A 21,967-nucleotide genomic window follows, 5' to 3' on the forward strand; every position below is an offset into this window, starting at 1 on the left:
AGGGGCCGGGCACTTCGGACATCAATATACGGAACGGTATATTCATTACCTACGGATTTCATCGTCATAGCACACTGCCTTAGACGGTTTATCCTAGTCGTTGAACTTTCTCCAGAGTTTCCTCACAGGAGCTTAGCTGCTGATTGCCCAATCTTTTCTTTTTTTAACCGTTACGCCTGTCGTTTCCAACTGCGCCGTGGCAAGAAAAGCTCTCAGGGGTTTCCAGCAATTCACCCGGTTATACTCACTAGCCGTTACCAGCTAGGACGACTGTGCTTGTTGCTGCTTAGACAGCTAAAGCATAATCTACGTCACGGATACGTGATTCAGATGCTGTTAGGTTTTCAGATGATGTACTTAGGTTGTTGATAGTGTGATCCAAACGGTTTTGAGTGGCACCTAGTCCAGAACGCTGCTCTGAAACTTGGTTAATAGCACCATCAATAATGGCTAATTGATCATCAAAAGATGTAGTAGCAAAATCTTTGACGTTAATGCTATTAACAAAAGCATCCGCTGCACCGTCTGAATCAGTATCTGCTCCTAAAGCTCCAGCACTCATATTTCCAATTTTTAGATTCACCTGCTGTCCTGCGTTTGCTCCAACTTGCAGCGTAACATCTAAGCTGCCATCCAACAGGTTTCGGCCGTTAAATTGTGCTCGATCAGAAATTCCTTTGCTGTCAGCTTCTCCACCGATTTCTTCAATTAATGAGCCAATTTCATCTTGAATAGCATCTAAATCTTCGGCTTTGTTTGTACCATTGCCTGCTTGAACTACTAATTCACGCATACGCTGAAGGATGTCATGTGTTTCATTTAAAGCACCTTCTGCAGTTTGAATTAACGAAACACCATCTTGCGCGTTGCGAGAAGCTTGATCTAACCCGCGAATTTGTCCGCGCATCTTCTCAGAAATAGCTAATCCAGCTGCATCATCAGAAGCACTGTTAATACGCTGACCTGAAGATAACTTCTCCATTGATTTTGCCTGAGCGTTGTTCGCGTTGTTAAACTGACGGTACGTGTTTAAAGCTGTAATATTGTGATTAATTCTCATTTTCCTTACCTCCGTATAATGGTTTTACTTCTTGGTTTACATCCTTGTATACAAGAAGTGTCCCGTCTTAAGACGGGATAAAAGTAATCGAACATATTTTGAAGATATGTTCATACTATATATCGGCTGAGAGAGAAGGTTGTTTATAGCTTTTATTGATTTATTTAATGAAGAATTTGCGGATATAAAAAGAAAAACCAGTTCCCCATCTGAACTGGTTTTTTAGTATTAATGAGTGGCTCCGCCTGAAACTAAAATATCATCTTCAGTTACTATGGTGGTTTTTACGATAGAAAGTAGCCCCTCCACAATCAAATCCAACGACATACTCGCTTTCCCTGGATGATTTACAGCTTGTTCAGGAAGGTAAGGAATATGAACAAATCCGCCTTTAATACAACAGTTTTGAATCATGTTCATCAGTCCGTAAAACACGTGGTTACAGACAAAGGTTCCAGCAGTTTGAGAGACGCTGCTTGGAATGCCTGCTTGGCGCAGGTTTTCGACAGCTGCTTTAATTGGCAGTGTCGAAAAGTATGCGGCAGGGCCGTTTTCAATAATAGGGCGATCAATGGGCTGCTGGCCAATATTGTCAGGGATTCGAGCGTCGTCTACATTAATAGCAACGCGTTCGACCGTAATTCCTTCTCTGCCGCCTGCTTGTCCAACGCAAATGACGATGGAGGGGCTTATTTCTTCTATATAAGTATGAAGCTTTGAGAGTGATTCACCAAAAACAGTAGGGAGAGGCTTAGCAATAATTCGGTAGTCTTCAACAGCAACACCGTCTAAAGTTTTTACAGCTTCTAACGATGGATTAATGCTTTCGCCTTCAAATGGTTCAAACCCGGTTAATAATACAGTTGTCATTCTATTAATCTCCTTTAAAAGTGATATACAAGGTAGTACATCAGCAACGTATTAATCACAAAAACTGAAAGAGCAATTGGTACTTGTGCTTTAATGACTGCGTTTTTGTCTTTCAATTCAAGCAGCATGGCAGGCACGACGTTAAAGTTCGCTGCCATAGGTGTTAAAAGCGTTCCGCAGTAACCCGCAAACATCCCTAACGCGGCCATAATAGCAGGGTTCCCTCCGTGCATATGTACAATCAGCGGAAGTCCAATGCCTCCAGTAATAACGGCAAACGCTGCAAATGCATTTCCCATTACAATGGTAAACAGCAGCATTCCTAGACAATAAGCAAGCACAGCAACAAATGCATAGTTAGTCGGAAGAATATCACTTACAATATCCGAAACGACTGTGCCAACGCCTGATTTTGAAAAGATACCGCCAAGTGCTGCCAGCATTTGCGGTAAAATAACTGCCCAGCCGACTGCTTGAAGCAAGCGGCTTCCTTCTTTAACAGGCACGTCCATTTTCGCTTTTGTGACGCCCATTGAAGCGATAAAAGCAATGACAGCAGCGATTGCCAGTGAAATTAACGTGACCTTTTCTGGATCAATTAACGCCCAGTTTCCAAATTTAATTTTGCCAAAAAGAAGGGTACCGATAATCGTAAAAATAGGAATAAATAAAGCTGGTAAAAAGATTTTATTCTTTAATCTTTGTGCGTGAGCCACTCGTTCTTCAGCAGGTGTTTCCGCTTCATTGGATTTAGTCACGCGGTTAAACGAAGCAAGCAGCACCATGATAATAACTAAGCACCCTACATAAAAAGGCGGAATCACGTTGCCAAATAAAAACGTAATGGAAAACAGCGCCCAGAATAGGGAAGATCCTAAACGGTTAGGATGGTTAGGGTCACGCGCAATTCGAATCGCGATAAAAGCGACAATAATACCGAGTAAGTAGTAAATCGTATCAAGTGTCAGGATGCTTTTCATTTAACTCGCCTCCGTCTTTGAAGATGATGTTGGTTTGTGCTTCGTCATTTTTTTGTGAATACGTCGGTCTAATTGACGGAAACGAATAGCGCTGATTACTAGAGCTGATATTGCAGTGGGAATCCCCCAAAGCGCCATATCCCAGACGTCTACGTGAATGCCTACTGAGTCAAAGAAACCTTTCATTAAGAGAATTCCACCCGTTGCAATAAAGATATCTTCTCCGAAAAACCAGCCTGTATTTTCAGCTGCCGCTGCGTGGGCGCGAATATCTTCTTTTACTTTAGGAGGAAGCTCTCCGTATTTTGCACGAGCTGCCCCTTCAGACATAGGTGCAACTAACGGACGCACGGATTGAGCGTGTCCGCCGATATTTAAGCCGACTGCGGCTGAGATTTCACGGATGAAAAGGTATATAAGTAAAACATTTCCAGAAGAAGCGTTTTTGGCTTTTTTGATCAGCACTTCTGCTTGTTCTTTTAACCCGTATTTTTCTAACACGCCGAAGATAGGAAGAGTAAGTAAAATAGCCATAGACATATAGCGGTTATCTACAAAAAACTGTCCAAACATCGTAATTACTTCATGTAGTGACAAACCTGACACAAGGCCAGTCACGATACCTGCAATAGTTACCACAAGCAGTGTGTTTAAACGAAATAAAAACCCCACTGCCACTAGCAAAACCCCAATTAATTTCAACATAAAAAATCCCCCTTAAGTATGTATGAATCGTGCTGCAAATTCACCTCCATTGCTTTTCTAAAAAAACAAAGACGTCTTGAGTATAAACAATTCTGAAAATTAAAACAAGATACTTAAGGCATAAAATAGTTTGATTAGTGAAATAAGTGTAAAAGAAAAAAACTTTGGAATTTTATATTCCAAAGCTTTTTTAAACCCAATACCTGGGATACTGCCGGTCTTGAAATAAATTATTATACATGGTAGAAATCAGCACCACCACACAAGCACACAGTATAATAACCCCTAAAAATCCCCAACCCGCTCCTGTGTTAATCGCTACAATCGCACTAGCCGCCGCGGGAGGATGAACGGTTTTGGTAACAATCATTAAAATAAGAACAAACGCAAGCACAATCGCAATCGTGATAAGACTTCGATGAAATAAACTCCAAATAATAAGTGCAGAAACCGTTGCGAGTAAATGCCCTCCAAGCACGTGGCGCGGCTGTGATAAAGGACCTTTATGAGCACCGAAGACAAGCACGCAGGTTGCACCAATCGGAGCAAGCGCCATTGGATACCCGAGAGCGAGAGCAATTGAGCTGCTGATGATAATTGCAATTAAGCCTCCTAAAGAAGAAACGACCGCATCTCTGTAGTTAATTTTCGGTTCTTCTTTTAGTTCTCCTTTCATCTTTCTCGTATAAGAGTTTAAGTAAGATAGAAAAGATTTTTTGCGCTGAGAAAGATTTTTTTCAATTTCCATTTCTTCTTTCCTTTCTCTTTTGTAAGTAAAAGTTGTATGTCAGAACATCTGCTATATTAAGTTAGTTTATAGAAAAACAAGGCTTGCTGAAAGAGGAAAAGCGACTTTTTTATTGGAAATACTTTATATGACCCAATAAGGGCAGGATAGGGGGCATAGAGGGTATCTATGTGCAGGGAAGACAAGAGAGATGTATAATAAGCTTAGAGGTGACTAAATTATGTATCTAGTAGACTACCATCATCACACGAACAATTCGTTTGACTCTCAAGCAGTCATGAAGGAAGTGTGCGAACAGGCTGTAAAAAACGGCATAAACGAAATTTGTTTTACCGAGCACTTTTCATTAAATCCATTAGCACCAACGTACGGTCATATGGATTTTGATAAATATGAACGAGAACTAGCGGAATGCAGAGAGCAGTTTCAAGATCAGCTAGTGATTAAAAAAGGAATTGAGATTTGTGAGCCGCACTATTTGAAAGAGAAGTATCAAAAAACAATGCAGCAGGAGAACTTTGATTTCATTTTAGGGTCGGTTCATAACATTAATAATATCAAGCTTCGTAAACATTTGGAGCTAAACGACAAAGACGCGATTTACCGCAATTATTTCAATGAAATGTATAAGTTAGTAAGCGACGCAGATATTGACGTGTTGGCTCATTTAGATTTAATGAAGCGCTATGCGTTTGAGCAATACGGCATTTACGACTTTCATCAATTCAAAGATATTCTTGCGGATATTTTGAAAAAAGCCATTGAGCGCAATATCGGAATTGAAATTAATACTTCAGGTATAAGAGGGAAGCTGGGCGAAGCGCTGCCGGCACTTGAAGTCGTTGGATTGTACCGCGATTTAGGCGGAGAAATCTTAACGATTGGATCTGATTCACACTTTACAGAAACTGTAGGGGCACATATGAAAGAAGCAATTGAAATGGCGAAACAGTGCGGGTTTACGGAGATTTATACGTTTGATCAGCGTCAGCCAAAAGGGGTAAAAATATAAGTAATAGTAAAAGCACGCTTCAATATAAAAGAAGCGTGCTTTTACTATTGGTTGTTCTTATTCGTTAATAAGAATTCTCGGACGTCCTCTATTTTTAATCCGAGTTCATAAGCGGCTTTTATTAGATCAATCCATTCCTGATCTACTGCTAATTTGTCGTTTGTGTTCATCACTATTCATCCACCCTTGTCAGGGAACCCAGCCATCTTAGCATGTTGTAAACATCGCCTTAGACCTGAGGCTTTGCGTCACTGCTTTTCAGCAGCTTTGCCTTTATCTGAATAAATTTTTTAAATAACTATTATTATTTTAGTAGAAAGCAAGCAGAAATAGTGTCGAAATAGGTCGAGGTTTTAAAAAAACATTTTACATCCATCTTTATATCCTAAAAGGAGTGAATAGTAAAATGATTGAACTTAAAAAGTAACGTTTTGCTGCTAATTTATACGCAGTTCATAAATAGCATTCACAATAGAAGAGAAAAGCATAGGACAAGGAGAGGTAGATATGAGCTGGATGAATACCTACAAAGTATGGAGGGACTTCAGAGACCTGCAGTCACATTTAAAAGAAGACCTGCTAAGCGAATAGAGAACAATAAAATCATAAAAAAATGAACCCTGATAGGAAGGGTTCATTTTTTTATAGAAGAACTATATTCATTTCGCTTTGCTCTTCTATTCTTTGTTTTATTTTTATATAGAAGAAACAAAAACAAAGCGCCTCCAAATGAATCAATCAGTACATCTACAATTCGACCGTCTCGACCAATAATAAAAGCCTGGTGAACCTCGTCCAAAAAAGCAAAGCAAGCAAGCAGTAGTCCAGCTTTTACATAACGCCCAGGCTTTTCTTTTAAGTTCCAATAAATTAAAACAGCTAATACACCAAAGAAGGAAATATGAGCAATTTTACGAAGGATAAACTCTAGATTAAATCCGTAGCTGTAGGAAGTATAAAACTCACTGCCCGGTTTTAAAATAGACCAAAGCGTGGCATTATGATCCCAAACAGAAGAGTTACTCCAGCTGCTTGGATCTGTGACCTGTAAATGAGGTGTGTGGGAAAAATGAGCGATGCCAAGCATCATTAAGATAACAGCGATTTTTTTTATCATGATGACATTTCCTTTATTTTACTTGATTGTATTAGCTTAAGAAAAAAAAGAGAAAAAAGCAAGAAATTTAAGTATTGATAACAAAATTTTTAAACGATCTAATGTAAAAGAAACAAAATTCAGTTAATTTTGTTTGCTTTCTTGAACAAACTTCTTTACCTCATCAATGGTCAAGCCCATTTGATAGGCTTCTTTCATAAGTAAAATCCACTCTTTCTCTAAATCTACTTTTTCTTGTAATTTGTCAGTCATGATTATTCCTCCCCGAACCTTAAGGAGTAAAGCTGTCGTGGTTGAAAAAGCTCTCGATACTAGCCTTACTTACTTTTATTAACAATTATACAAACAATCAATTTTACTTTGCAAATATTATACAGAATATAGTTACAAAGAATTATTTGTAAATGAGTAAGAATAGGTAAAAAGAAGTTAATCTGAGTAATATAGCGCAGTGTTTTTTACTTAATGCCCAGAATCCTTAACTGCCTGCAGATTTTTTTTGAAGGACAGGTACTGATAGAATTCGATAAAATCTTCTTTGGTCATGCCTTGGTTTATAGCTTTGCTTAATAACTCCATCCATTCTTCCGTAATATATGGATCAGCTTCTATATGTTCATTTGTTTCATCAATTAAATAATCAACGCTTGTGCCTAAAGAAGCAGCAATTTTGTGAAGCATCTGCAAGGAAGGGTTTGAGTTTGAACCTTTTTCAATTTGTGAAAGGTAGGATTTTGATATTTGTGCTTTCTCCGCCAGTCTAGTAATAGAATAACGTTTTTGCAGTCTCATTTCTTTAATACGATCACCGATCACGGGAAAACCTCTCCTTTATATGTAGCATCTGTTGTTCATTATAAAGGATTTTTTTGCGTTTTCAATATAAAAATATGAAAAAAAACGTCAAATCCAAAAAAAATGTTCATTATAAAGAACTTAGGGGGTGTTTGGAAATTTTGATATAAAATATATCTTAAACTGTTTTGAATGAGGGTACAATAACTATTATTGGATATGTATAGTTGGTATTATGTTGAAATTTTAAGAAAAAAATTGATTTTTGGGGTTACTAGGCAAGTAAATGTCAAAGGAATTTGCATTAAAAAATAAAGTTACTTAGGTAGTTTAATTATTGAAGAAAATTACTTTTTATTTAATGAACTAACAATAGATTTTTTATTTTTAGATGTAGCATAACAAAATGAAAAGAAGCAATGGTTTTAGGGTCGAACAAATTATATTTTGGAAGGAGAAGCCTCTGTTGAGTTAAGTCATTAAATATAGTAAATTAGTTTGTTCGTCATAGGAGTAAAGAATAGGAAGTTACTTTGTCAAAAAAAATGAGTAAGAAAGAAATTAGAGATTCTTATAAGAATAGAGCTGAAAATAAAAAAAGCGATAATCCTAAAAAGAATTGTTCTAAATACTGTTTTTTTAATAACATTTTTAAATATTGTGGTAATCATCCAATGACAACAAAAAGTGATGAATTTTGTAACCAACTCAAAATCTAAGATCTCATATAGTATATTCTAATGGTTCTATTTCTCCCAAATAAAAATTGAGCTTTTATCTTAATTCCCTGTTATTCTAAACATATTTTTTAAAACAGAATATAATTTTTCTGTTATGCAATATGATCTATACTAATAGTTTATTACCTCTAAGAAAGGAGCTTGTTATAAGTAGGGGGATCTATTAGAGAATATTTTTTTCGATCCCCATTTGGATCATTATTATTATTTTAATATTTAAACTTTTCATCTAAAATTATTGCGAAAAATTATCTGATCTTGAAAAAAAACAATAATTTTGTTAATAAAGATACTTCCTCAAATGTTTTTAATAAACCTCAAAATGCCCGTTTAAAAGATCCATATGTATGTAATTTGAAATGCCTATACCTTTAATTTTAATTACCTTTTTCCTATAAAAATTCATCTTTCATTACAAATAATTGAAATTTGCCTTTTTTTTACATTGAAATAATATCATTTATCCTATAGAATTAACGCCTGAAGAAAGTGGAATATATAGGATACATAGGATAAATGTATTATTGATTTTAATAATCAAGGTTGTTATTTACAAAAAAAAACAATAAAAAACAATAAAGTTCCTAATATTACAAAATATTGTGCTATAATTCACTTAGATTTTACATAAAGTTGGAGGAACCTATGGAAGAAAAAACTAGTATCAAAGGCCTGTTTCTTGTTATTCAAAAACGCTTACCGATAATTTTACTTTTAACAGTAACCCTGGGAATCATTAGTGGTGTCATTTCTTATTTTGTGTTGGCCCCTGTTTACCAAGCGTCTACACAAGTTCTTATTAACCAAAAGGATGCCAATAACTCTTCCTTAAACGGGATGCAAATAAAGACTAATACAGATCTCATTAATACCTATAGTGCTATCTTAAAAAGTCGTACCATTCTTGAAGAGGTAAAAAATGAGTTAAATCTTTCACAAAGCGTAGATACACTTAGTCAACAAATCACTGTTAATAGCCAAGAAAATTCTCAAGTATTTTCAGTTATAGTAGAGGATAAAAATGCAATTGAAGCAGCTAAAATTGCCAATACTGTTTCTGAAACTTTCCGAAAAGAAATACCGAATATTATGAATATTGATAATGTAACTGTTCTTTCAAAAGCAAATTTAAAAGACAAAATGGCTCCTATAGAACCACACCCTATAACGAATGTAGCAGTTACATTAGTTATAGGGTTCATGACTAGTATTGCACTAGCGTTTTTATTAGAATATATGGATAACACAATTAAAAATGAGGCTGACGTGGAGAAACTTCTAGGATTACCTGTACTAGGGTGTATTGAAAAAATCTTTGAAGATAACAAGCCAAAAATGAATAAAAACTCCATATCAAAACAAATAGGAAGTGGAAAATTTGAATCGTAAGGGGAAAAAGCTTAGAAATACGGGATTAAATTTGGTTGCACATAACGATCCTAAATCACCTATTAGTGAGCAATATAGAATGATAAGAACCAATATAGAATTTACGTCGGTAGATAAAAAGATACAGTCAATTGTCGTGACATCTGCAGTTCCAGCTGACGGGAAGTCAACAACTGCTTCTAACCTTGCTATTGTTTTAGCCCAGACAGGAAAACAAGTTTTACTTGTTGATGCTGATCTAAGGAAGCCCTCAATTCATTATGCATTTAATTTAAGTAATACGCAAGGTCTTACAAGTGTCTTAGTAAATCAAACTACCCTTAGAAATGCTATTTCTAATATAGATATTCCAAACTTAAGTGTACTTACTAGTGGTCCCGTTCCACCAAATCCATCTGAATTATTAAATTCTAAAAAAATGAGATTAATTATTGAAGAATTAACCGAAATCTTTGACTATATTATATTTGATACTCCACCTGTCCTTGCCGTTACCGATCCACAAATTCTATCAGATCAGTGTGATGGTACACTACTAGTTGTAAAAAATGGCGGAACACTTAAAGAGGCAGCTTTAAAAGCAAAAGAACTTCTCCATAGAGCTAAGGTTCCCATACTTGGCGTAGTTTTAAATAATATGAAATTTAAAAATTCCAGTTATTATTACACATATAAATAACATAGTCTATGTGATTTTAGATTCAACATCTAGAATGAGGTATGTGTATGTTTTTTGAATTGAAATAAATAATATTTTTATCCTGCTATCTGAAGTTAAAATTTCTCTTAAGTATCTTTAACTTCTTTTAAAAACAAAGCTATCCTATTAATTGATAAAAATATTTCGATTCTTCCGAAAATAAAATTTGAAAAAAACGAAAATTTAGACTTAATAAGTGGAGGATGTGTAGAGTGATAAGTCTTGACGATTACCCCAAGTCTGTAAAAAAAACACTGCGATATATTAAGCAGGATGTGCCTTTAACTAAACTAAATGATCTAGAAGAAATCCTTCTAAAGTCAATTCACATTAGAAAAGCTGCTTTAAGAAGCAGAGAAAATACTACTGAATTTAACAATAAGCTTTAAACATCTATTAATTAATAAACTTTAAAATTAATAGCTATTATACGGGAAAGGATAAAATTCATATGAGTGTAAAAGACTTAGAAAAGCATTTAACTGATAGTTTGATAGTTAATCAGCTAAATTTGAAGGATGTTCGGCGATATTTATTATTTAAGAGTTTTTACGATTTTATTTTCTCTTTATTTGGAATATTAATTACTTTTCCAATCCTAATTTTATTTTGTCTTTTTATAAAATTAGAATCCAAGGGCCCTGCTTTTTATACTCAAGAAAGAGTGGGGAAAAACGGAAAATTATTTAATGTTATAAAACTAAGGTCGATGTATATAGATGCTGAAGCAAAAGGAGCACAATGGGCGTCAAAAAATGACCCTAGAATAACTAAAATAGGCAACTTTATTAGAAAAACCAGAATCGATGAAATCCCACAACTAATTAACGTTTTAAAAGGCGATATGAGTATAATTGGACCTAGGCCAGAAAGACCTATTTTCACAGAACAATTCGAACAAGATATTCCTGGTTTCATAGATAGATTAGCTATTAAACCAGGTTTAACTGGTTGGGCTCAGGTAAATGGTGGGTATGATATAACTCCTGAACAAAAGTTGAATTATGACTTATTTTATATCAATAATTTGTCTACCAAGATGGATGTGAAAATATTGATAAAAACAATAGGAGTAGTATTTACCGGTGATGGCGCAAGGTAAGCCAAATTACTTATATATAAGTATATAAGGCGGAATTTAGACTTTAGTAAATAGCCATAAAATTACTTGAAGAAATCTTTATTAATTATATCTGAAGGTGTCAATATGAAAATACTATTCTTAACTCAATTTTTCCCTCCAGAATCTGGAGCTGCTTCAAAAAGAATACATGGTTTAGCTAAACATTTAGTTAGTTTAGGCCATGAGGTATCCGTTGTTACAGGTATGCCTAATTATCCAACCGGTAAGATAAAAGAAGAGTACCAAAATAAAACTTTTTGTTTTGAAGAAATAGATGGTATAAAAGTATTTCGTTATTATGTGTACGTTACTAATAAGAAAAGTACCTTAAATAGACTTCTAAACTATTTTTCATTAGTAGTCTCGTCATTATTTTTTCTCTTCAAAAAGAAAAAGGTCGATGTAGTAATTACATCATCTCCTCCTTTATTCTTAGGAATTTCGGGTGTAATCATGAGTAAGCTAAAAAAGGTTCCACATGTATTTGATGTAAGAGATATTTGGCCAAATGTAGCAGTCGAAATTGGCGAAATTACTAAACATTCTAAAACTTATAAGTTGATGAGCCTAGTTGAAAAGTTTATCTATAAAAACTCATCTATGTTAACTGTTGTGACAAAAGGAAAAAAAGAAACTTTAATTAGAAATGGCGTTGAAAAAAAGAAAATTACATTAATAAGTAACGGATTTGATGAAGAATTTTTAACTTTTCCAATTGATCAACATATCGCTGAAAAATATGAACTTTCTAATAAATTTAACTTACTTTACGCCGGAATCATAGGTATAGCTCAAGGAATTGACCTAATAATTGAGGCTGCAGAATCCTTAAAATCTTATAGCCATATACAGTTTGTTTTAGTTGGAACAGGAGTAGAGCTAGAAAAAATAAAGAAGCTGGTTAAAGAAAAAGGCCTGAGCAATGTCGTTTTTGCTGGTGAACAGCCACACATTAACATCAGGTCATTCTTACATTACTCTCACATATCTCTAGTACCACTTAAAAGTAATGCCTTAAAAGACAGCGTGCCTACTAAACTATATGAAGCATTAGGGGTGGGAAAACCAGTTATTTTAAGCGCTAGTGGTGATTCAGAGGAAGTAGTAAAAGAAGCACAAGGTGGGCTTGTAGTAAAACCAGGCGATGTAAATGAATTAGTAAAAGCTATAAAGAAACTTTATGAAGATGAAATATTTTACAATCGTTGTATAGAAATGAGTGAAAAATATATTATCGATAACTATAGTAGAAAGTCTATTGCAAAGATACTGGAGAACGAACTTAAATTACTATTAAAAATAGACAAGTAAACATCTACTTTAAATCTATAGGAGGTTAACAAATGAAAGTTTTAGTTACTGGTGGTGCAGGTTTTATTGGCTCTCATATCGTTGATAAACTTATTAAAAGAGGGTTTGATGTAATTATTATAGATAATTTGTCAACTGGAAAAAAGGAAAACATAAATCTTCAAGCTAGAACCTATGAGGTCGATATTACCTCACCTTCAGCTTTAGAAGAGGTGTTTGTTTTAGAGAAGCCTAATTATGTTATTCACCATGGAGCACAAATTGATATTCAAAAATCTATTATAGATCCTACATATGATGCAAACATTAATATATTAGGAACTATTAATATTCTTGAAAAATGTAGAGAACATTCTGTAGATAAGCTAGTGTATGCTTCTTCAGCAGCTGTATATGGAAACCCTAAGAATCTACCTGTTAATGAACAACATGAAATTAACCCCTTATCTTTTTATGGAGTTTCAAAATTCACTCCAGAACTTTATATAAAGATTTTCTCTAATATGTATGGTATTAAGTATAGTATCTTACGCTATGCAAATGTGTACGGTATTCGTCAAGATCCAAAAGGAGAGGGTGGTGTAGTGTCCATATTCATAGATAAAATGTTAAATAATGCTTCTCCAGTGGTATTTGGGGATGGACAACAAACTAGAGACTTCATCTATGTTTCTGATGTTGCAGATGCAAATTTAGCAGCATTATCTAATGGAGATAATGAGACATTTAACATTAGTTGTAACCAAAGAACAAGTGTCAATGAATTAATTTCACTTATGAATTCTTTAACTGAACAATCTCTAAGGCCTACCTATAAAGAAAATCGTGATGGTGATATAAAGCATAGTTGTTTAGACAATAAGAAAGCACTAAATAATTTAGCATGGTCTCCTAAATATTCACTAGAAGAAGGTCTTAGAAAAACTATACATTATTATAAAGATGCTTATTTAGCTTTGGAAAAAATTTATTAATGATTATTGTTAAGTCATTATATCTTATATTCTTAGATGGGTGTATTCATGATTAAGTTACAAGAAAAAATTGGGATTTATTGGTCTAAAAGTAAGTTTGCAACTAAATTTAAGGGGAAAGGTTCCATCTATAATGTATTTATTCTTGTTGGTGGAACAGCTATTGGACAAGCAATAACTATACTAGCTTCTCCCTTCCTAACTCGGTTCTACTCACCAGAAGATTTTGGGCTATTAGCAACATACATATCGATATTGTCAGTGCTTGTTGTAATAGCCTCATTACGATATGAGCTAGCTATTCCACTAGCTAAAAATAATAATGTAGCAAGCAATTTATTAGCCTTATCTTTATTTATTGTATTTATATTTAGTTTGATAATTGGAATCATGTTGATATTCTGTCATGATCTTTTATTAAGATTATTAAATGCACCGTCACTAGAAAAATATTTATGGCTGTTACCAATTAGTCTATTGGGTGCTGGGATCTACAAAGTTTTAAATTATCAAGCTATAAGAAATGAAAAATTTAAGCACATATCAAAGACAAAAGTAACTCAAAGTTTTAGCCAAGTCGTTACGCAATTATTCATTGGAATAGTATTTAACAATCCTATTGGGTTGTTTATTGGTGATGCCATAGGTCGTGTAGGCGGTAGTGGTACATTATTTAGAATAGTTATGCGTGAAGAAAAAGAAAACTTAAGAAAATGCTCAATTGGTGGAATTAAAGAAGCTGCTATCCGATATAAGCAATTTCCTTTGGTATCAAGTATATCTTCTCTATTTAACACTGCTGGATTACAGATCCCTCAATTGTTAATAATTATCTTATTCGGAGCACACGTAGCAGGTTTTTTTAGTTTAGTTCAAAGAGTAATTGGTTTTCCAATGACGATGATAGGACAATCAGTATCTCAAGTCTACCTTTCAGAAGTGTCGAGGTTAGTACAAAATGCTGATAAAAACATTAAACCTATGTTCTTAAAAACTTCTTTAAGACTTTTAGCTCTCGGTATATTACCTATAGCTGTTCTTTCTTTCTTTGGTCCATCTATTTTCGCTGTTTTTTTTGGTGAAACTTGGCGCGAAGCTGGGGAATATAGTAAATTGTTGGGGCTAATGTTCTTACTACAATTCATTGTATCGCCATTGTCACAAACTCTAAATATATTAGAGTATCAAAGTTGGCAATTAGGGTGGGATGTATCAAGGTTTTTAATGGTAGTAGCGGTGTTTATTTTATCTAATATATTTCAATTAACTCCTGCAGTTAGTATATTCCTATATGGAATAACAATGTCATTAGCTTATATAGTTTTGTACATTTTATCTTATATGGCAATATCTAAGGTTAGATATTGAAAAAGGGTCCCATAGAACCTGAGATGATAAAAAAACGCTTACTAAAAGACAAAGAATCAAGTAAATTCTCATATAATATTTATAAGTATTTTGGAGGCTTTTTTATGAAGACTGTTTTTATGTTTCCAAATGATCCTAATCCTAGATTTATTAAAAGGATGAAGTTCACTTGTGAAAATGGATTAAAAACGTATTTGATCTACTGGAACCGAGGTATTAATACACCATATACCTTGCCCAAAGATGTAATTTGCGAATCAATTAACCTTAAGGTCAAACTAGGAAGTCGAATTAAAAAATTCCTTCTACTTCCTATATTTTTATACAAGAGTTTGATAAAACTTATAAAGATAAAACCTGACATTATACATGTTGGATTAATTGATATGTTATTTATCGCAACAATATATAAAACTTTGTTTAATAATAAAGCGAAAATTATATATGAAATTGGTGACCTTCCTAAATTTATAATTAATAAATATTCAGGCGTGAAGGAAATTCTAAGAAAGTCCTTCATTTATCTTGAAAAAAAACTTACAAAAAAGATAAGTTTATTAATTTTAACCTCACCTTATTTTTGGGATAAGTACTACAAAAATTTTGTTAAAAAAGAAAAGTATTTATATATTGCAAATGCTCCCTCTAAAGAACTTTTTGGCCAATTTAAAAAGAAAAATTTAAGTGGCAGAATTGTAATTGGTTATGTAGGTTTTGTTAGATATAAAAAGCAAATATTAAATTTGATTGATGCTGTTCGAAAATACAAGGACGCATTTGAAATTTATATTGCAGGTGAGGGACCAGATGCTAAGGAAATAAGACAATATATAATAGATACAGATTCCGAAGATTTTGTGACAATGACGGGACCCTATAATTATAGTGAGGATATTTTAGATATCTATTCAAAACTTGACCTTGTTTACTCTGTATACGATACTTCATTTGAAAATGTTAAATTAGCATTGCCAAATAAATTGTATGAAGCACTTGTTTGTGAGTTACCTATGATTGTGGCAAAAAATACGCAACTTGAGAAGTTTGTATTGGATCATAAAATTGGTTACTCAGTGGATGACCAAGATGTTAAGGATTTAGAAAGTTTGTTAGAGTCAATAATAAATAATCCTGTACTCTTAAAAGAAAATAGCCAAGTAAGTTCCGAAATAAAAAACGCTAACTTTGTTGAAGAGTATAATAAAAAATTGTTGTTAAGATATAAATCGTTATCAAAAGAAATAGATAATAAAAGTCCATTAACTTAAGTTATTTTCTAATATAAAACATATTAAAGCGAGGTAGATAATTATGGAAAAGATTTGTGTAGTAGGGTTAGGTTATATTGGTTTACCAACAGCAGCTATTTTTGCTAAAGCAGGATTTGATGTTTTAGGTGTAGATGTTAATGAAAATGCAGTAAATCTTATTAACAAAGGAAAAATCCATCTAGAAGAAGTAGGTTTACCTGAAGTAGTCAAAGAGGTGGTGGATTCTAGGAATCTACGTGCTTCATTAACCGTTGAAGAAGCAGATGTTTATATTATTTCAGTTCCTACTCCAATTCATGAAGATTATACAGCTAATGTTGATTATGTAGTATCTGCAACGAAATCAATTCTTCCTTTTATAAAAAAAGGTAATGTTGTGATTGTAGAGTCTACAATTCCCCCTAGAACAATTGATGATGTTGTAGCTCCTATATTTGAAAAAGAAGGCTGGAATGTTAAAGAAGATATATATTTAGCACATTGTCCTGAAAGAGTACTTCCTGGGCGTATATTAATAGAATTAATTGAAAATACACGTATTGTTGGAGGTTATACTAAAGAAGCAGCATACCAGGCTGCAGAGGTTTATCGTCAAATCGTTAAAGGAGAAGTTATAGAAACACAAGCAGTTACAGCAGAAATGTCTAAGCTTATGGAAAACACATATCGTGATGTAAATATCGCTTTAGCTAATGAGTTAGGGAAAATATCTTCTAAATTAGGGGTTAATGCACTGGATGTTATAACGCTTGCAAATAGACACCCTCGGGTAAATATCCATACTCCAGGACCTGGTGTAGGAGGACATTGTCTTGCTGTAGATCCATATTTTATTATCGAAAAGGCACCTGAGTTATCTCCTCTTATCTCAAATGCTAGAAAAATAAATAATTCAATGCCTCATTTTGTAGTAGACTGTGTACAAAAAATTGCGAACAAAGGTGCTAAATTAGCAGTTTTAGGCTTAACTTACAAAGGTAATATAGATGATGTTCGTGAAAGTCCAGCGATGGAAATAGTCTCACTATTACTAGAAAAAGATTTTAAACTAGCAGTGCATGATCCACATGTTACTGAAGATCAGGTATATTTCCCGCTTCATAATTTTGAGGATGCTGTTGTAGATGCAGAATGTATTGTTGTATTAACCGATCATAAAGAATTTGAGCAATTAGATGAAAATTTAATTATTTTAAATATGAAAAAACCTGTTATTTTAGATACTAAAAATTGCGTAAAGGTAACAAATGATTCTATTAATTACTTCAATTTTAATAACCTGTTTGAAATTACTAATAGTAAAACTGAGGTATCTGTGTAATTATAAAGATAGTTCACAACCAAATTAGATCATTATTATCCTAATACAATATAGTTTTTATAAAAATTTTAGAGATAGAGGTTATCTTATGTCTACAAAAAACGCAAAGAAAATAATGGTTATTTTTGGAACTAGACCAGAAGCCATTAAGATGGCTCCATTAGTTCACCAACTTAAAAAATATGAAGAGTTTAATGTATATGTTTGTGTTACTGCACAACATCGTCAGATGCTAGATCAAGTTCTTAAAATTTTCAATATCCAGCCTGATTTTGATTTAAACATTATGAAAGATCGTCAAACATTGGTTGACGTTACCACACGTGCCCTTGGTGGGTTAGATAAGGTTATGAAAGAACTAAAACCAGATATAGTTTTAGTTCATGGGGACACTACGACAACTTTTGTAGGAAGTTTAGCTGCTTTTTATAACCAGGTAGCTATTGGACACGTTGAAGCAGGGCTGCGAACTAATAATAAATATTCTCCTTTTCCTGAAGAAATGAATAGACAACTTACAGGTGTTATTGCTGACTTGCACTTTGCTCCTACTAAAGTATCTTTTAATAATTTACGAATGGAAAATAAACCTGAAAATAATATATTTTTAACGGGAAATACCGTCATAGATGCTCAAAAAACAACAATTCGTAAGGATTATCAACATCCACTTCTTGATGAAATTGCTGGATTGAAAATGGTTCTTTTAACTGCACATCGACGTGAAAATCTAGGTGAGCCAATGCGTAATATATTCCGTGCTATCCATCGCCTAGTAGAACAACATCCAGATATTGCGGTAGTTTATCCTGTTCATATGAATCCTTTAGTAAAAGAAGCAGCAGAAAATATTCTAGGCAATCATCCTCGTATTAAACTAATAGAACCATTGGATGTAATTGATTTTCATAATTTTATGTCTCGTTCTCACCTTATCTTGACTGACTCAGGGGGCATTCAGGAAGAAGCACCAGCCTTAGGTGTTCCAGTTTTAGTGTTGAGAGACACAACAGAGCGTTCTGAAGGAATTACATCTGGTACTTTAAAACTAGCAGGAACAGATGAGGATGTTATCTTTAACTTCGCTAATGAGTTATTAACGAATAAAAAAGCATACGTGGAAATGTCTCAGGCAGCAAATCCATACGGAGACGGAGAAGCTTCGAGAAGGATCGCAGAATCTCTATTATATTATTTCGATTTACAATTTAATAAACCGCAACCATTCGACGAAGAATCATCAAATGAAGAATTATATGTAAAATAAGTTTATTTTTAATTCATATATCTAAAAACATGTTTAAAGATTAAATGCCCTTATCCCAATTTCTAATAGGGTAAGGGCATTTAATTGATGTTTAGAAATAAACTAATGGGGTGATTCATTTCACTATAGATTCTCACCTCATACATATAAAATGATATACACAAAATACTATTTATTAGGGTGTTGCTTTTGTTTAAATTTATAATTTCAGGAGAATTATTCTTTGCTCTATTTCTATTAGCTGGCTATTTTAAAGAAGCCCTCCAAGTGCCTATAGATTTGACAGCTACTTTCTTTATTCTTTCTGTGTTATGCGCTGTTTTAAGAATAGGAAGAACCTTATTCACTAATAAAATTAACAACAGAGAAAATATGATAAGTAAAAAAATTATGCTTCATGCTTTTCTTTTTTTAATTTTCTTTGGTTTCATTTGGTTAAGCAATTATTATACATTAGGGTCCAAGTACTCGCTTGAAAAGACCCTAAAATTCTCTACGTTTACAGCTTGGGCTTTCTTCGGAGTATATTTTCTTATTAATAATAGAAAAAGTCTACGTAACTTTTTAAAATCACTAGCACTAATTGCATTAATTATGTCTCTATATACCGTCCTTGGCTTGCAAAAATCTCCAGGGGGAGAAAGTGGTTTTACAGCTGTTGCTGGTGACAATTATTTAGGGTTAGGTAGATCAAGTGGTTTAGGAGCATTAATTTTCATTTCGCTTTATATTACTACTGATTCAAAAAAGTTCGTAAAGGTTTTATCCTTATGTAGTGTTCTGGTTATTTTAACTGCACTATTTGCTTCTGGCTCAAGAATGCCCTTGATTTCATTTATAATTGTTTTTTTCACTGCATTCTTTACCTCGGTCAAAATTAGAAAAGGGATTGTTTATATTCGAAAAGGTTTTAGTTATTTTATTGCTCTTCTAGGGCTAGGAATCATATCCACTTTAGCTTTAGCATCTACTGGAATATTTGATACAGTAATAAGAAGATTAAGCATTCTTTTTACAGAGACAGACGGAGGAACCTCTGCTGAGGGACGTATTGAAAGATATAAAACTGCATATGAAACATGGGTAAACCATCCTATCTTTGGAACAGGAGTAGGAAGTTTCCCTATTCACTTCGATGGTATAGACATAGTAGATTATCCTCATAATATATTTTTAGAACTGTTATCTGAATTGGGACTAATAGGTCTATTACTATTTTTATTATTTATAGTTTATCCTATTTATATTGTTGTATTAAACCGCAAAATAAAAGCCGTCTTCCTGCATTCAGAAATTTTAACTTCTTTGTTTTGTTTTATGTTCTTCTTTCTTAATGCTTGCACAACGGGAGACATTAACGATAATCGATTACTTTTTACCTTTTCCTCACTAGTGGTAGTATCTTTTGTTCTAACTAACAGGGATAACAATGTTGCTTTAAATAACACAGATTCGTTAAAAAATGCAAGTTAAGTAAACAAAAAATGCAGACTATAAAGATAAATAGATTAATATAATCAGAACCTAAACTTTGCACCAATCTAAGTAGCGAAGTTTAGGTTCATAATATAGACTAGCAATTTAAAATTAAATTTAGAGAAGGGAGCACTCAGATGTTTGTAAATATAAAAAGAACTTTTACAATACTTTGTCTATTGATTATAATTTCTTCTATATGGATACTAAATAAAGAGTATGTTAAGAAACCGAATTCCTCAAAAAACTCCTTACAACGCCTAATAAATGAAAAAGCTGGCAAAACAGTAGTTCTTTCTCCAAACGAAAGTTACAAAATTAATTCTACTTTAAAAATTCCCGATAACACTACTATTATAGGCGAAAATACAAAAATATATAACAGATCAAACAACATAACATTACTATCAATCGGTAATAATGTTAAAATATATAATTTAGAGATCGAAGGTGCTGGTAACCATAAATACAATGATAAAGCAAAAGCAATTGAATTCATTGGTACTCCCTCAAAATACAGTTCTTCGGTTATTTTAGAAAACTGCAATATTCATGATATAGGTGGGTTTGGCCTTTATTTTAAATTTGCTAGGAATATAACCATTAATAATTGTCGGATTACTAAAGTGGGCTATGCAGGTATACATGGTTTATCAGTAGAAAATGTAAAAATTAATAATACAAAAATAAACCAGATTGGCCCAGGAAAGCCATCTAGTATTTCTGATAAAAACATTGCATATGGTATTACTTTTACTCAGTCTCCTCCGTCTCAGCACAATATTAAAAGTCTTCGAAGTAAAAACTGTGTAGTTATGAATTCTATTATAGAAAATAATGCAACATGGGAGGCTTTAAATACACATGGTGGGGTCAACATTTCATTCTTGAATAATATTATTAAAAATTGCAAATATGGAATTTCTGCTGTACCTATAGAAGTTAAAAATCCAAACGGTATAAGTATTAAATCTACCGCTCCTCAGAATATTAAAGTAATTGGTAATAAACTCTACGGTACAGGAAAGGGATCAGCTGTTGTCATACAAGGTGCTTATAATGCTAATCCTATAAAGGGTAACATTGATGTTAAAAACCCAATAGAATACGTAAAAGATAGTATAATTGCTCACAATACAAGCATACAATTTGGAGAAAAAGGAAACAACTCACGTGGAGCTATATATGCACGTGAGACTTTAAACCTTAAGGTGTACGAAAATGATTTGTATAATTCATACATGAATGGAATAACCATACATTATACAAATAGAGATTTTATAGTTAAGAATAATAAAATCGAAGTAGTTCAAGTTCCTAAATACGAAATACCTATCGGCATATCAGTAAAAGGAACTTTTAACAGAGGTTTAATTACTACTAACAAGATAAAAAATATCAATAATGCGCAATTAATAAAAGGAATTCATATAGAGAGTTCAAACAGAAATAAAATAACAACTATACCCTAGATAAAAACAATTCTATTTTCTATCGAAAGAGGTTTGAATTTTACAAATATTCATTCTTTTTTGTACTTGTAGCGTGTTCGTTTTATTCTTTATTATTCTTTAAAGAATATCTAAATTTCACTCAATAATTATTTATTAAATGTCTACTATAAAGGCTGGAATGCATCCTTACGAATTCAACTAAAAATTTAAACAATTGTCTATATTTATTAACGATTTTATTTGGAGAAGTTCAATGTCAATTGAAGGTAGTAAATATATATTTGTA

The 21,967-nt window shown here is 33.1% G+C and carries 21 protein-coding genes and 1 riboswitch; of the genes, 12 read left to right on the forward strand and 9 right to left on the reverse strand.

Annotated features, from left to right (window positions below; genetic code table 11):
• Nucleotides 1-286 precede the first annotated feature (286 nt).
• The 5 genes from MKY06_RS05605 to MKY06_RS05625 all read right to left on the reverse strand — a co-directional run bounded on the left by MKY06_RS05605 (nt 287) and on the right by MKY06_RS05625 (nt 4,363).
• Complete coding sequence (locus tag MKY06_RS05605) at nt 287-1,060, reverse strand: flagellin N-terminal helical domain-containing protein (protein ID WP_078081540.1); 774 nt, start codon at nt 1,058-1,060, stop codon at nt 287-289.
• A gap of 228 nt (nt 1,061-1,288) precedes the next feature.
• Nucleotides 1,289-1,930, reverse strand: a complete 642-nt coding sequence (gene pcp / locus MKY06_RS05610; RefSeq protein ID WP_098672916.1) for a pyroglutamyl-peptidase I — start codon at nt 1,928-1,930, stop codon at nt 1,289-1,291.
• A gap of 14 nt (nt 1,931-1,944) precedes the next feature.
• On the reverse strand, nt 1,945-2,910 hold the full coding sequence (locus MKY06_RS05615) for a DUF979 domain-containing protein (protein WP_029324992.1): 966 nt from the start codon (nt 2,908-2,910) through the stop codon (nt 1,945-1,947).
• Entirely contained in the window at nt 2,911-3,615 is a 705-nt protein-coding gene (locus MKY06_RS05620) for a DUF969 domain-containing protein (RefSeq protein ID WP_029324993.1), read from the reverse strand.
• Between the two features lie 190 nt (nt 3,616-3,805).
• On the reverse strand, nt 3,806-4,363 hold the full coding sequence (locus MKY06_RS05625) for an HPP family protein (RefSeq protein WP_340960366.1): 558 nt from the start codon (nt 4,361-4,363) through the stop codon (nt 3,806-3,808).
• Between the two features lie 220 nt (nt 4,364-4,583).
• On the opposite strand from MKY06_RS05625, the gene MKY06_RS05630 reads away from it, so the two are divergent.
• Entirely contained in the window at nt 4,584-5,375 is a 792-nt protein-coding gene (locus tag MKY06_RS05630; RefSeq protein WP_340960368.1) for a histidinol-phosphatase HisJ family protein, read from the forward strand.
• A 44-nt stretch (nt 5,376-5,419) separates the two neighbouring features.
• Here the strand turns inward: MKY06_RS05630 and MKY06_RS05635 are convergent, their stop codons facing one another.
• The 4 genes from MKY06_RS05635 to MKY06_RS05650 form a co-directional block, all read right to left on the reverse strand.
• The gene (locus MKY06_RS05635; RefSeq protein WP_142951093.1) at nt 5,420-5,545 is read right to left on the reverse strand and encodes an anti-repressor SinI family protein; all 126 of its coding nucleotides are present in this window, start codon (nt 5,543-5,545) and stop codon (nt 5,420-5,422) included.
• Between the two features lie 19 nt (nt 5,546-5,564).
• Nucleotides 5,565-5,657, reverse strand: a riboswitch (cyclic di-GMP riboswitch).
• Between the two features lie 352 nt (nt 5,658-6,009).
• Nucleotides 6,010-6,492 carry a VanZ family protein gene (locus tag MKY06_RS05640; RefSeq protein WP_340960369.1) on the reverse strand — a complete coding sequence of 161 codons (483 nt, stop codon included), beginning with the start codon at nt 6,490-6,492 and terminating at the stop codon, nt 6,010-6,012.
• A gap of 123 nt (nt 6,493-6,615) precedes the next feature.
• A complete protein-coding gene (sinI, locus tag MKY06_RS05645) occupies nt 6,616-6,744 on the reverse strand; it encodes a DNA-binding anti-repressor SinI (protein WP_340960370.1) in 129 nt (42 codons plus the stop codon).
• Nucleotides 6,745-6,954: 210 nt separating this feature from the next.
• Nucleotides 6,955-7,308, reverse strand: a complete 354-nt coding sequence (locus tag MKY06_RS05650) for a helix-turn-helix domain-containing protein (protein ID WP_098321967.1) — start codon at nt 7,306-7,308, stop codon at nt 6,955-6,957.
• 1,364 nt (nt 7,309-8,672) lie between these two features.
• Here MKY06_RS05650 and MKY06_RS05655 point away from each other — a divergent pair.
• From MKY06_RS05655 to MKY06_RS05705, 11 genes are all read left to right on the forward strand, one after another.
• Complete coding sequence (locus tag MKY06_RS05655) at nt 8,673-9,416, forward strand: YveK family protein (RefSeq protein WP_340960372.1); 744 nt, start codon at nt 8,673-8,675, stop codon at nt 9,414-9,416.
• Nucleotides 9,397-10,095 carry a CpsD/CapB family tyrosine-protein kinase gene (locus MKY06_RS05660; protein ID WP_340960373.1) on the forward strand — a complete coding sequence of 233 codons (699 nt, stop codon included), beginning with the start codon at nt 9,397-9,399 and terminating at the stop codon, nt 10,093-10,095. Before MKY06_RS05655 ends, MKY06_RS05660 begins: the two co-directional genes overlap by 20 nt.
• Before the next feature lie 472 nt (nt 10,096-10,567).
• Nucleotides 10,568-11,218, forward strand: coding sequence for a sugar transferase (locus MKY06_RS05665; protein ID WP_340960375.1), 651 nt, complete (start codon nt 10,568-10,570; stop codon nt 11,216-11,218).
• Between the two features lie 105 nt (nt 11,219-11,323).
• Nucleotides 11,324-12,550: a glycosyltransferase family 4 protein gene (locus MKY06_RS05670; RefSeq protein ID WP_340960377.1), complete on the forward strand. Its 1,227-nt coding sequence runs from the start codon at nt 11,324-11,326 to the stop codon at nt 12,548-12,550.
• Nucleotides 12,551-12,582: 32 nt separating this feature from the next.
• Complete coding sequence (locus tag MKY06_RS05675; protein WP_340960379.1) at nt 12,583-13,524, forward strand: NAD-dependent epimerase/dehydratase family protein; 942 nt, start codon at nt 12,583-12,585, stop codon at nt 13,522-13,524.
• Between the two features lie 48 nt (nt 13,525-13,572).
• A complete protein-coding gene (locus MKY06_RS05680) occupies nt 13,573-14,892 on the forward strand; it encodes a lipopolysaccharide biosynthesis protein (protein ID WP_340960381.1) in 1,320 nt (439 codons plus the stop codon).
• Between the two features lie 104 nt (nt 14,893-14,996).
• Entirely contained in the window at nt 14,997-16,160 is a 1,164-nt protein-coding gene (locus MKY06_RS05685; RefSeq protein WP_340960383.1) for a glycosyltransferase, read from the forward strand.
• Nucleotides 16,161-16,203: 43 nt separating this feature from the next.
• Nucleotides 16,204-17,484 (forward strand): nucleotide sugar dehydrogenase, encoded by a 1,281-nt coding sequence (locus MKY06_RS05690; RefSeq protein ID WP_340960385.1) that lies wholly within the window; start codon nt 16,204-16,206, stop codon nt 17,482-17,484.
• Between the two features lie 88 nt (nt 17,485-17,572).
• On the forward strand, nt 17,573-18,751 hold the full coding sequence (gene wecB, locus MKY06_RS05695; protein WP_340960387.1) for a non-hydrolyzing UDP-N-acetylglucosamine 2-epimerase: 1,179 nt from the start codon (nt 17,573-17,575) through the stop codon (nt 18,749-18,751).
• Between the two features lie 189 nt (nt 18,752-18,940).
• Nucleotides 18,941-20,224 carry an O-antigen ligase family protein gene (locus MKY06_RS05700; protein WP_340960389.1) on the forward strand — a complete coding sequence of 428 codons (1,284 nt, stop codon included), beginning with the start codon at nt 18,941-18,943 and terminating at the stop codon, nt 20,222-20,224.
• A gap of 140 nt (nt 20,225-20,364) precedes the next feature.
• The gene (locus MKY06_RS05705; protein WP_340960391.1) at nt 20,365-21,699 is read left to right on the forward strand and encodes a right-handed parallel beta-helix repeat-containing protein; all 1,335 of its coding nucleotides are present in this window, start codon (nt 20,365-20,367) and stop codon (nt 21,697-21,699) included.
• Nucleotides 21,700-21,967 lie beyond the last annotated feature (268 nt).

Source organism: Priestia sp. FSL P4-0332 (assembly GCF_038005845.1).
Lineage (GTDB): Bacteria > Bacillota > Bacilli > Bacillales > Bacillaceae_H > Priestia.